The sequence below is a fragment of the Rhizobium sp. Root483D2 genome (assembly GCF_001426685.1).
Classification (GTDB): Bacteria; Pseudomonadota; Alphaproteobacteria; order Rhizobiales; family Rhizobiaceae; genus Pararhizobium; species Pararhizobium qamdonense.
Genome location: NZ_LMFB01000043.1, coordinates 29825 through 42359, shown reverse-complemented (window position 1 = coordinate 42359; position 12535 = coordinate 29825). Strand labels below are relative to the sequence as shown.

Below are 12535 nucleotides of genomic sequence, written 5' to 3'. Positions count from 1 at the left end.
CGTTACCGCTGCTGCGACAGAGCGACGTCGGCGAGCTGCTGGTTGATCGAGACACCGTAACCCTTCTGCAACTCGCTGACCATCTGATCGAGGATGTCGTCGCCGCTGGCCAGGGCGATGGCATTGATCTGGCGATCGTCATTGTCGAGCGCGTCGCCCGGATTGTCGTCATCGACTTCGGTGACTTGCAAAAGGATTTGGCCTTCGCCGCCGATTCCGGCTGCGTTGGCGACCAGGCCGTTTGCGCCGCTGAATGCCGCAGAGACGGCTGCGGGGCTGAGCGCTGCATCTTCCGCCGAGCGGCGAAGTCCGGACTTGGTTTCAACCGCAATGCCGAGTTCGGTGGCAATCGCTGCCAATGTCTCGCCCTTTTCGACGCGCGCCTTCAGCGCCACGGCTTTTGCGGCCAGCTCGTTGCGCTGCTGTTCCGCCGTCCAGTCGGCGACGACCCGTTCGCGGGCTTCATCCAGCGTGCGGTCGCGGGCGGGCGTGACTTCATCAACATCGAACCAGACGTAACCGTCGCGGCCGAGATTGACCGGCAGGGTTTCCCCGCCGGCGTCAGCCTTGAAGGCTTCTTCCAGCAAGGTCTTTGCCTCCGGGATCCCGGCAATGGCGTCGCCGTTCGTATCGTTGCCGCGGGCATCGACAGCGTTCAGAACAACCAGCTTGAGGTTGGTCTGTTGAGCTGCTTCCTGCATCGGGGCTCCGGAATTGCGGGCGTCCTCGAATTTGTCATGGATGCCCATGATTTCGTTGGCGGCGTTGCTCAGCGCCAGTTCGGTGCGCAGTTCTTCCTTGACGTCGTCATAGGAACGGACTGTCTGCGGCTTGATATTGGTGACGCGCAGGATGATCGGGCCGAAGGCGCCGTCGATCACAGGCGATGTCTGGCCGTCTGCAACCACAGCGAAGGCCGCATCGCCAAGCTTGGCATCGGGCATGCGGTCACGGGTGAAATCGCCGAGCAGAACGTCGTTGGATGTCTTGCCGGAGGCCTTGACGAGATCGTCGAAGCTTGTGCCGGTGGAAAGCTTGACGGCGGCTGCTTCAGCCTCTGCCCGCGAGGGGAAGGACAGCTGTTCGACCGTGCGGGTTTCCGCCGAGCTAAAACTGTTCTTGCGCTTCTCGTAGTCGGCGCGCAGCTCGTCTTCGGTGACGGAAGCCGGATCGGCGATGTCGGTGGGCTCCAGCTTCACATAGCTGATCTTGCGGAATTCCGGAGCGCGATATTCGGCCTTGCGCGTCTCGAACCAGGGCTGGAGCACCTCGTCGGAGGGCGCCTTGACCGGATCGACATTGGCATTAGACAAAAGCAGGTAGTCGATCGTGCGTGTCTGGTTGCGATACTGGCGCAGCGCGTCGCCGAGCACCTTTGGCGGCACATAGCCATCCGACAGCGCTTCGACGATCTGCGAGCGCACGGCAACCTGGCTGCGATTGTTGATATAATCCTGTTCGCGAAGCCCGGCATTGCGCAACACGCTCGAGAAGGTCGCGCGGTCAAACTGGCCGTTGACACCCTTGAATGCCGGGTCCTCGCTGATCAGCGAGGCGAGGCGGTCCTGCGACAGGCCGAGATTCATGTTTTCCGACAGCTGATCGAGCGTCGCACCGGCGACGAGCTGCGAGTAGACCTGCGCTTCAACGCCGAAGGCCTTGGCCTGATCGCGGGTCAGCCGCGTCCCGAACTGGCGGGAAAGCTGGGCGAGCTGGCGCTCATAGGCAAGGCGGAAATCGCTGGGAGAGACCTTGACGTCGCCAACGGTTACCACCGCATCAGTGGTCCCCGTCACCAGCGACGTGGATACACCCCAGACACCGAAGGAAAGAACAAGAAGGACCAAAAGTCCTTTGACAACCCAGGTTTGGGCGCCTCTTCTCAGGAATTCAAGCATGGGACTGCATACCTCGTCGCAAGTTCATGGCCGCCGGATGGCAACCGGTGTCGTTCCTTAGAGCAATCCGCAGCGGAATTGAAGGGTTCAAACACGCAAAAAGACGAGGAAATCGGCCCGGCGCCGGCGTATGGAGCGGTCATGCGGACATTTGTTCGTGATGCCACGCTGACAGACGCGGGAACCCGGCCGGTCCTGTCCGCCGCTGTGCCGTTCGAAGACTTGAACATGTCGGAAATGTTAGCCGGCAACCGAAAAATATCTGTCACAATCACGCGCAGCGCGGATCATACCGTCCCCGAAAATGATAGCATTGAACCGAAACAACATGCCGACTCGCTTGATGCGCAGCAATCTTGCGGGAAAGCCGGAGTGCAGACATGGAATCCATCATCGTCATGGTCAACCTGTTCGGAGCAGTGGCATTGCTGCTGTTCGGGTTGTCGCAGGTCAAGGACGGCGCCACGCGCGCCTTCGGCATCCGGTTGCGGACCGGATTGGCGCAAGGGACCAGCGGGCCGGTGCGCTCGTTCGTGGGCGGCTTCGTCGCAACGGTTGCGCTGCAAAGTTCGACCGCCACGGCGCTGATGATCGCATCCTTCGTGGAAAAAGGGCTGGTCCGCGCCCGCATGGCGCAAATCGTCCTCTTGGGCGCCAATGTCGGAACTGCGGTCACGGCCTGGATCGTTGCCACAGGCATCGACTGGCTGTCGCCCCTCCTCATTCTTGCCGGCGTCATGCTCAACCGGGCAGGGCGCTCCAGTGCCAAACAGGGTGCGGGCACCGCGCTGGTCGGTATCGGCCTGATGCTGTTATCCCTGCACCTTTTGGGGCTTGCAACGGAGCCGATGCGGCAATCGCCAGCCCTTGGCAGCTTCCTCACCATGCTCGACAGTGCCTGGCCGGTGGCGATGATCTTTGCAGCCGTGCTCGCCTTCGTCTCGTCCTCAAGCCTGGCCGTGGTCGTTCTGATCCTGTCGCTTGCGGCCGCCGGCATCCTGTCGTCTGGGCTGACGATCGCGCTGGTTCTGGGTGCCAATCTGGGGGGCGCAGTGCCGCCGGTCATGGCGACCCTGTCGGCTTCCGCCTCCGCCAAACGGGTGACCACGGGCAATCTCGTTGTCCGCGCCATCGGCTGCCTGCTGGCGCTGTCGGTGGCGGCACCCGCTGCAACCTTTTTGCAGACGCTGCCGTTGTCGCCTGCAAAGTTGCCTGTCGATATCCACCTGATCTTCAACGTCGTGCTGGCCATTCTCGCCTGGCCGTTTTCGTCCATGCTGTCCGGCTTGATGCTGCGGCTTATTCCCGACGAGCCGAAGGCCGAGACCGGGCCGCTTTATCTCGACGACCGCGCACTGACAACGCCGGTTATCGCCCTCTCCGGTGCGACCCGGGAAGTGCTGCGCGTCGGCGACCTCATTGAAAAAATGCTGATTGCCGCGATGAATGCGTTCAACAGCAACGACCGCTTGAAGTTGCAGGATATCGGAAAACTGGAAACCCAGGTCGATCTGTTGCAGCAGGAAGTCAAACTCTATTTGTCGAGGCTGGGACGCAGCGGTCTCAGTGACGATAATGGCCGCCGCTCCATCGTCATCATCGATTATGCCATCAATCTCGAACATATCGGCGACATCATCGAAAAGGGGCTGACGGAGGAGGTCAGGAAGAAGATCGACAACGGCCTCAAATTCTCCGAGGACGGCTATCAGGAGCTGACGACGCTGTTCAATCTGACCATCGACAATCTGCGCATCGCCCAGACGATTTTCGTGACCCGCGATGCCAATCTCGCCCGCCATCTAATGGAGGTGAAAGTCGATGTGCGCCACATGGAGAAGCGCTCCTCGGAGCGCCATCTGGAGCGCCTGCGCGACGGGCGGACCGACAGCCTGCAGACCAGCTCGCTGCATCTCGACATCCTGCGCGACTTGAAGCGCATCAACGCCCATATCGTCTCCGTCGCCCATCCGATCCTGGATGAGAGCGGCCTGTTGACGGAAAGCCGGCTGCGTATGCCGCACTGATTTCAGGGCGAAGCCGTGATCCCGTTGCGGACAAACGCGTCATAGCAGGGGGTCAGGGTGATGCGGTGATGATCCGCCGCCAGTGCCGGCGCATAGAGTTCAAGCAGCTTCAGCCGCGCTGTCGTCGGCGGGCATGTCGGGTAGAGCGCCAGATCGACTCCAGCCACGGCCGCGTTGACACGTTCGCCCGGTGGCGGCACCGCCCGGTAGGGATCGGCCCCGATGGCGATATATTTGGGCGCATGGCGATCCAGAAGCCAGGCAAAGGGATTGGTGAAATCGATCGTCATGACCGTCTCGAACCGCACCTTGTTGGCGGCTTCGAATGTGCGGATGGCTGAGATCACCGCGTCGGCATTCTGCAGCCACAGCGTTTGGAACTCGAAATCGCTGTAGAGCAGGAACGAAGGCAGTTCACCGGCTTCGGCCAAAGCCTGATAGGCCGGGCGGTAGGCCATGTAGTTGGCCTCAAGGCGCTGCGCGCGCTGGCTTAACATGTCACGCATACCAACCGCGCCCATGGTTTTCAGGTTCTGATGCGCAAGCGGCGTGTTGTTGACGCTACCGATCCAGGCGCGCGCCGCCTTCTGCGTGACGGTGGCAACCGGAGGAATGGCAGCGCTTAACGCCAGGATTGCAACGGCTGCAAAAGCCACCGAAGATCCCTTGTTGCGATAGGTCTCGATGAGAATCGCCAGCAGCAACGGCCACAGGAAGATGAAAGCCTGGCTGCCGGTATTCTGGCTTTCAAACAGGAGGCCGGCTGCGATGAAGCTGGCGATCCAGAGGAAAGACTGATCGAACACCTCAGCGGAAGCCTGAAATCCGGGCTTGGCGAAAACGCTGCGGGTCGCGTTTGAAAATGCCTGAAACCCTTGAATAAACAGCACGAGGCCGAGCAGGCAGCTCGCCACGACAATACCGAAATTCAGCGAGGCTGCCTGCAGCAGGCGCGGCAGGAGGCTGGTATCGTTGATAACAACCAGCGACAGGATATCCGTGGCATAGGCCGACACCATGCCGGATGTCAGCTCCATCAAACCGATCACCGCAAAAAAGACAGCGCCGCCGATAATGGCGGCGCGAAGCGGCAGGCGTCCGGCCACAAACGCCATCAGGCAAAGAACAAGACCGGCGACGACCCCGGTGACCTTGATGAACAGCAGGGCAAGCATCGCAAGCGCAGTCACTGCGGCGAGTGTCTTCCATCCCCGCACGAAAACCAGCGCGGCAGCCAGCACATAGAGCAATTGGCAGACCTGGCGGTTGTAGATGCCAAACCCGTCGGAGCCCGGATAGGGATAGAAGTCGCCGGTGTTGAACGGCAGCAGCGAAAAGATCAGGAACGGCAAAAGCAGGCCGTAGGCGATCGCTGGCGAGCGCTTCTGTACGTCGAGGATCACGAGCGCCATCAGCGGCGCGGTGACCGTCAGCAGCGACCAGCTGGACAGAAGCAGGGGGTGGCCGTTCGGGAAAAGATAAAGCCATCCGGCAAAGAGATAATAGCCTAGGCCGCCCACCGGCGCGAAGAAATCGACGGAGGGGATCTGGCCGTCGAGGATGCGGTTGGCCGCGTCGAGATAGATATAGTGGTCCCAATACATCGGACCGATCGGCATGGTGACGGTTATCGATAGCGCCAGGGTTAAACCTGCAGCGGCCAAAGCCAGGATGACCAGCGGTTGGCGGGCGAGCGCTGCGGCAATGCCGTTGCGCCCTTGGCCGTTGCGCTCCTGTGAAATCACTGTCTCGGTCGAACCCTGCATCGTCGTCCCCACCCATCGCGGTCACGCCCCGCTTATGACAGGATCGGGTTTTATCCGGGTTAATATGACGGCTCGCGCGCGTATTATGTTCTATGCAATATCTTCCTGTTATGTAGCGGGCAGAATCGTGCCGGTTTGCAGCCGGTGGCCACAAAAGCTGGAGAACACGAATGAAGCGGACATGCCTGGCGATCGTTTTGGCAGCGGGGGAAAGCACCCGTATGAAGTCGTCCATGTCGAAAGTACTGCACCCGGTCGCCGGCCGGCCAATGATCGCGCATGTGGTGGAATCGCTGGTGAACGCGTCGATTTCGTCTGTGGCGCTTGTTCTTGGCCGGGATGCGGACGCGGTCCAGTCTGCCGCCGCCCGTAGTGACATCGATATGTCGGCATTTCTCCAGACTGAGCGCCTCGGCACCGGCCATGCCGTTCTCGCCGCAAAGGACGCTATCGCCAAGGGTTATGACGATATTCTTGTCGTGTTCGGCGACACGCCGCTGATCACTGCGGCACCGCTTCTGGCCGCACGCCAGGGGCTCGCCGACGGCAACGATGTCGTCGTCATCGGCTTTCAGACCGCCGATCCCTCCGGTTACGGCCGGTTGCTCATCGATAACGGCGCGCTCGTGGCGATCCGCGAGCAAAAAGACGCGACCGATGACGAAAAGAAGATCACCTATTGCAACGGCGGCCTGATGGCGATCAATGGCACCAAGGCGCTGAAATTGCTCGGCAAGATCGGCAATGCCAATGCCAAGGGCGAATATTACCTGACCGATATCGTCGAGATCGTCCGCGCCGGGGGAGGCAAGGCGATTGCCGTCGAGGCGCCGGAGACGGAACTGACCGGCTGCAACAACCGCGCCGAACTGGCGATGATCGAGGCCATCTGGCAGAAGCGCCGCCGCCACGAGATGATGGTGTCCGGTGTGTCGATGATTGCCCCTGAAACCGTGTTCCTCGCTTTCGATACGCAGATTGCCCAGGATGTTCTGATCGAGCCAAATGTGGTCTTCGGTCCGGGCGTCACCATCGAGAGCGGCGCTGTCATCCATGCCTTTTCCCACCTTGAGGGCGCCTATGTCAGTGCCGGTGCGACCGTTGGTCCCTATGCACGCCTGCGGCCGGGCGCCAATCTGGGGCCCGATTCCAAGGTTGGCAATTTCTGCGAGGTGAAGAAGGCCGAGATCGGTGCCGGTGCCAAGGTCAATCACCTCACCTATATCGGCGATGCCTTCGTCGGTGCCAAAACCAATATCGGGGCCGGAACGATCACCTGCAACTATGATGGCGTCAACAAGCACATCACCCGCATCGGCGCCAATGCCTTCATCGGCTCAAACTCCTCGCTGGTCGCACCGGTATCCATCGGCGATGGCGCGCTGGTAGCATCCGGCAGCGTGGTGACGGAGGATGTGCCGGATGATGCAGTCGCGTTTGGCCGGGCGCGGCAGGAGGTCAAGCTAGGACGGGCAAAGATCCTGCGCGAGCGCTATCAGGCGGAAAAGGCTGCCCGCAAGAAATAGCATCCTGCGGTCGTCACGGTTAAAGCCTGACATCGAAAGTGAGTTTTGGGCTGATTGCGCATTTTGCGAAATCCGGTACCAAAGCTTGATCAGAAAAAATCTATATTGGCGGGCGGCTGCTTCCTGGCGCGCCGGTCTTTTGAAAAATTGCGGAGAAGAAAAAGATGTGCGGCATCGTCGGTATCGTTGGAAACCAGCCTGTCTCCGAGCGTCTTGTCGATGCGCTGAAGCGGCTCGAATATCGCGGCTATGATTCCGCCGGGGTTGCGACCATCCATGACGGCGTGCTCGAGCGCCGCCGCGCCGAAGGCAAGCTGGTCAATCTGGAAACCAAACTGCGCGGCGAGCCGCTGGCCGGCCAGACCGGCATTGCCCATACCCGCTGGGCAACGCATGGCGCACCCACCGAAAACAACGCCCATCCGCATTTCACCGACGGCGTCGCTGTCGTCCATAACGGCATTATCGAGAATTTTTCCGAGCTGAAGGATGAGTTGTCGGCCGGTGGAGCAACGTTCAAGACCCAGACCGATACCGAGGTCGTCGCGCAATTGCTGGCCAAGCTGATCCGCGACGGAATGAGCCAGAGGGAGGCAATGCAGGCGATGCTGCGCCGTGTCACCGGCGCCTATGCGCTGGCCGTCATCTTTCAGGATGCGCCGGAGACGATCATGGCCGCGCGCAGCGGTCCGCCGCTTGCCGTCGGTTTCGGCAAAGGCGAGATGTTTCTGGGGTCCGACGCGATCGCGCTGTCGCCCTTCACCAACGAAATCACCTATCTGATCGACGGCGATTGGGCGGTGCTGACGGCTGACAGGATCGAAATTCTCGATCACGACGGCAACCCGGTCTCGCGTCCACGCCAGGTCTCGGTGGCCGCCGCCTATATGGTCGATAAGGGCAATCACCGCCACTTCATGGAAAAGGAAATCTACGAACAGCCGGAAGTGATTTCGCGCGCGCTTGGCCATTACGTCGATTTCATCGAAAACAAGGTCAATCCGATCGCGGCGGCCATCGATTTCGCCAAGGTTCCAAGTATTGCCATCTCCGCCTGCGGTACGGCCTATCTGGCTGGCCTCGTCGGCAAATACTGGTTCGAGCGCTATGCCCGCCTGCCGGTCGAGATCGATGTGGCTTCGGAATTCCGCTATCGCGATATCCCGCTCTCGCCGCAATCAGCCGCCCTGTTCATCTCGCAATCTGGCGAAACCGCCGATACGCTGGCATCGCTGCGCTATTGCAAGGAAAACGGCCTGAAGATCGGCGCCGTCGTCAACGTCAAGGAATCGACGATCGCCCGCGAATCCGATGCGATCTTCCCGATCATGGCGGGCCCGGAAATCGGCGTTGCCTCGACCAAGGCGTTTACCTGCCAGCTCTCCGTCCTTGCAGCCCTTGCCATCGGCGCCGGTCGTGCGCGCGGCACCGTGTCGGAGGCGGAAGAGAAGGTGCTGGTCCGCAGCCTTGCCGAAATGCCCCGGATCATGGGCAAGGTGCTCAACAGCATCCAGCCAACGATCGAGAGCCTGGCGCGCGAATTGTCGAAATGCAAGGACGTGCTCTATCTCGGCCGTGGCACCAGCTATCCGCTGGCCATGGAAGGCGCGCTGAAGCTGAAGGAAATCTCCTATATCCACGCCGAAGGCTATGCCGCTGGCGAGCTGAAGCATGGTCCGATCGCGCTGATCGACGAGAATATGCCGGTAATAGTGATCGCGCCGCATGACCGGTTCTTCGAAAAGACTGTATCGAACATGCAGGAAGTGGCCGCCCGCGGCGGCCGGATCATCTTCATCACCGACGAGAAGGGCGCTGCCGCCTCCAAGCTCGAGACGATGAGCACGATCGTGTTGCCGAATGTAGATGAGATCATCGCACCGATGATCTTCTCGCTGCCGATCCAGCTGCTCGCCTATCACACGGCGGTGTTCATGGGCACCGACGTCGATCAGCCGCGCAATCTGGCCAAATCGGTTACCGTGGAGTGATCATCCGGCCTGAAAAACCCGAAGATCGTGCGGCGATCCGCGCCGTGACGATCTCGGCCTTCCAGGATCATCCGCACAGCGATCAGACGGAACACCTGATTCTTGATCGTTTGCGAAAGGCGGGTGCGCTGGCTCTGTCGCTGGTGGCGGAGGTGAATGGGGATGTGGCCGGCCATATCGCTTTTTCGCCGGTCACGCTGTCGGACGGTTCGAAAGACTGGTACGGGCTTGGCCCGGTCTCGGTTTTGCCGGCTTTGCAGGGGCAGGGCATCGGCGGCGCGCTGATCCGCCAGGGGCTGGATATGTCGCGATATCAGGCAGCGGCTGGCTGCGTGGTGATGGGCGATCCTGATCTGTACCGCAAGTTCGGATTTCGGAATGATCCTCAGTTTACTCTCAAAGATTGTGCGCCGCAATATTTTTTGACCCAGCCCTTGTCCTTGCCCGGAGCGTCCGGCATGGTGACCTATCACCCGGCATTTTACACGGGCGCAGACGAATAGACGGAGCGGCATGACTGACAAACCGGCACGTGGGTTTTTCGCCACGCGGTTGAGGAATTATTTCCTGACCGGCCTGATCATCTGTGCCCCGCTCGCAATCACCGCCTGGATTACCTGGTCGTTCATTCTCTGGGCCGACAGCTGGGTCAAACCCTATCTGCCGTTCGACTACAACCCGGACAATTTCCTGCCCTATCCCGTGCCCGGCTTCGGCCTGTTGACCGCATTGATGCTGATCACGCTGGTCGGCTTCTTCACCGCCAACCTGATCGGCCGCAGCATCGTCGGCTTTGGCGAATCCTTGCTGGTGCGCACGCCGCTGGTGCGCCCGATCTACAAGGGCCTGAAACAGATCTTCCAGACGGTGCTGCAGGATCAGTCGAATTCGTTCAAGAAGGCCGGGTTGATCGAATATCCGAGCCCAGGCCTCTGGGCTCTGGTCTTCATCGCAACGGATGCCAAGGGCGAGATCGCGGTAAGGTTTAGCGAGCGCGGCCTCGACATGGTCGCCGTCTTCCTGCCGCCAACGCCGGTGCCGACAGCCGGCTTCCTGATCTTCGTGCCGCGCGAAAAGATCGTGCCGCTCGACATGAGCCCGGAAGATGCCGCCAAGCTGCTGTTGTCGGGCGGACTGGTCGCTCCCGAATACCTGCCGAAGCCGCTGGCGGTCACGCAGGAGACCGTGCCTGACAAGCGCGGCAAAACGCTTAGCCGGCCCTGAGAAACCGGATCGCCTCGTCCCGGCGATGTAGATAGAGCAGCGTGCGCAAAGCCTCGCCCCGCTCCGTCGTCAGGTCCGGGTCCCGTTCAATCACATAGGCCGCGTCCTTGCGGGCGATCTCCAGGAGATCGCCATGCGCCTCGAGGCTTGCAATACGGAATCCCGGCGTTCCGGACTGGCGCGTGCCAAGCAATTCGCCTTCGCCGCGCAGTTTCAGATCCTCCTCGGCAATGAGAAAACCATCTTCGGTGTCGCGCAGGATCGATAGGCGCGCTCTTCCGTTTTCGCTGAGCGGTCCCTTGTAAAGCAGGATACAGGTCGAAGCCTCGTCGCCGCGTCCGACGCGGCCGCGCAGCTGGTGGAGCTGGGCCAGCCCGAAACGTTCCGCATGCTCGATCACCATGATCGTCGCATCCGGCACATCGACGCCGACCTCGACCACGGTGGTCGCGACCAGAAGACGGATGTCGCCATTCTTGAACGCCAGCATGACGGCGTCTTTTTCCGTACCGGTCATGCGCCCATGCACCAGGCCGACATTCGGGCCGAACTGCTTGTCGAGGCTCTGGAAACGCTCGTCGGCCGACATCAGGTCGGAAGCCTCCGATTCCTCCACCAGCGGGCAGATCCAATAGGCCTTCTTGCCCTCCGCGAGCGCTGTGCGCAGCCGCGCGACAATCTCGCCGGTACGTTCGGTCGAGACCGTGACGGTCTGGATCGGCTTTCGCCCGGCGGGTTTCTCGGTCAATTTCGACACGTCCATATCGCCGAACGCCGCCAGAACCAGCGTTCGGGGGATAGGGGTCGCGGTCATAACAAGCATATGCGGGGAAATGCCCTTGGCCGTCAGCCGCAGGCGCTGGTGGACGCCAAACCGGTGCTGTTCATCCACGACCGCCAGCAGCAGATTGTGGTAGACGACGGTATCCTGGAACAAAGCATGCGTGCCGATGACGATCTGCGTCTCGCCGGACGCGATGCGGTCCTGAATGGCATCGCGCTCGCGGCCCTTGGTGCGGCCCGTTAAAACGTCGATGGTCACACCGGCAGGAGCCGCCATCTTCGACAGCGTTGCGAAATGCTGCCGGGCGAGAATTTCCGTCGGCGCCATCAGCACGGCCTGGCCGCCCGTCTCGACGGCTGCCAGCATCGACATCAGCGCCACCGCCGTCTTTCCCGAGCCGACATCGCCTTGCAACAGCCGCAACATGCGCTCGGTACCGGCCATGTCCTTCAACACATCTTCGATGGCGAGCGTCTGGCTGCCCGTCAGCGAAAACGGCAGGGCTGAGAGAACCGGCTTGCTCAGCCTTCCCGTCGCATGCACCGGCGTTCCCGCCACCTTGCGCAAACGTTGGCGCACCAGTGACAGCGAGAGCTGTCCGGCGAGGAGTTCGTCATAGGCAAGACGCCTGCGGGCCGGTGCCTGCGGATCGAGATCGGTTTCGTCGCGCGGATCGTGCAGGGCAAGAAAGCAGTCGCGGGCGGACTGAAAACCCTGCTTCTGCATCAGGGCTTCTTCGATCCACTCCGGAAAATCGGGAATGCGGGGCAGGGCGGCCTCGACCGCCTTGCGCAGGATGCGGGCCGAAAGCCCTGCCGTCAGCGGATAGACCGGCTCGACCAGCGGCAGGTTGGCCGCCTCGCTCTCCCGCACCATATAATCCGGATGCACCATTGACGGGCGCCCGTTGAACCAATCGACCTTGCCGCTGACGGTCACGGTCTCGTTTACCGGCAGTGCCTTTTCCAGCCAGTTTCCCTTGACCCGGAAGAAGGTCAGCGCCAGCTCGCCGGTATCGTCATGCAGGAAGACGCGGTAGGGCTGGCTGGTACGAGGCGGCGGCGGCTGGTGCCGGTCCACCCTGCCGGTAATGGTGACGATGACGCCCTGCGGCGCGCGCGCGATCCCTGGCTGGTGGCGCCGGTCGATCAGCGAATGCGGCGCGTGAAAGACAAGGTCGATTACCCGGCAATCGTCGATGCTTTCGCGGCCAAGCAGCCGGGCATAAAGATCGCCCGCCTTCGGGCCGATGCCGGGAAGCGAGTTGAGCGGAGCAAAAAGCGGATCGAGAAGACTGGGGCGCATGCGGCGCAGACTGA

General features: G+C 61.3%; 8 protein-coding genes. 5 read left to right on the top strand and 3 right to left on the bottom strand.

Features of this window, described 5'->3' with window-relative positions:
- Positions 1–2: 2 nt before the first annotated feature.
- Complete coding sequence (locus ASD32_RS26715) at positions 3–1898, bottom strand: peptidylprolyl isomerase (protein WP_060641074.1); 1896 nt, start codon at positions 1896–1898, stop codon at positions 3–5.
- A gap of 380 nt (positions 1899–2278) precedes the next feature.
- Here ASD32_RS26715 and ASD32_RS26710 point away from each other — a divergent pair, with 380 nt between their 5' ends.
- Complete coding sequence (locus tag ASD32_RS26710) at positions 2279–3925, top strand: Na/Pi cotransporter family protein (RefSeq protein WP_060641073.1); 1647 nt, start codon at positions 2279–2281, stop codon at positions 3923–3925.
- A 2-nt stretch (positions 3926–3927) separates the two neighbouring features.
- Here the strand turns inward: ASD32_RS26710 and ASD32_RS26705 are convergent, their stop codons facing one another.
- Complete coding sequence (locus ASD32_RS26705; RefSeq protein WP_060641072.1) at positions 3928–5691, bottom strand: hypothetical protein; 1764 nt, start codon at positions 5689–5691, stop codon at positions 3928–3930.
- Between the two features lie 170 nt (positions 5692–5861).
- On the opposite strand from ASD32_RS26705, the gene glmU reads away from it, so the two are divergent.
- The 4 genes from glmU (at position 5862) to ASD32_RS26685 (ending at position 10432) form a co-directional block, all read left to right on the top strand.
- Positions 5862–7217 carry a bifunctional UDP-N-acetylglucosamine diphosphorylase/glucosamine-1-phosphate N-acetyltransferase GlmU gene (gene glmU, locus ASD32_RS26700; RefSeq protein WP_060641071.1) on the top strand — a complete coding sequence of 452 codons (1356 nt, stop codon included), beginning with the start codon at positions 5862–5864 and terminating at the stop codon, positions 7215–7217.
- A gap of 164 nt (positions 7218–7381) precedes the next feature.
- The gene (gene glmS / locus ASD32_RS26695; RefSeq protein ID WP_060641070.1) at positions 7382–9208 is read left to right on the top strand and encodes a glutamine--fructose-6-phosphate transaminase (isomerizing); all 1827 of its coding nucleotides are present in this window, start codon (positions 7382–7384) and stop codon (positions 9206–9208) included.
- Positions 9205–9711, top strand: coding sequence for an N-acetyltransferase (locus ASD32_RS26690; RefSeq protein WP_060641069.1), 507 nt, complete (start codon positions 9205–9207; stop codon positions 9709–9711). Before glmS ends, ASD32_RS26690 begins: the two co-directional genes overlap by 4 nt.
- Positions 9712–9721: 10 nt before the next feature.
- Entirely contained in the window at positions 9722–10432 is a 711-nt protein-coding gene (locus ASD32_RS26685) for a DUF502 domain-containing protein (RefSeq protein ID WP_060641068.1), read from the top strand.
- Here the strand turns inward: ASD32_RS26685 and recG are convergent.
- On the bottom strand, positions 10419–12521 hold the full coding sequence (recG, locus tag ASD32_RS26680; RefSeq protein WP_060641067.1) for an ATP-dependent DNA helicase RecG: 2103 nt from the start codon (positions 12519–12521) through the stop codon (positions 10419–10421). The two genes, ASD32_RS26685 and recG, sit on opposite strands and share 14 nt — an antisense overlap.
- Positions 12522–12535: the final 14 nt, after the last annotated feature.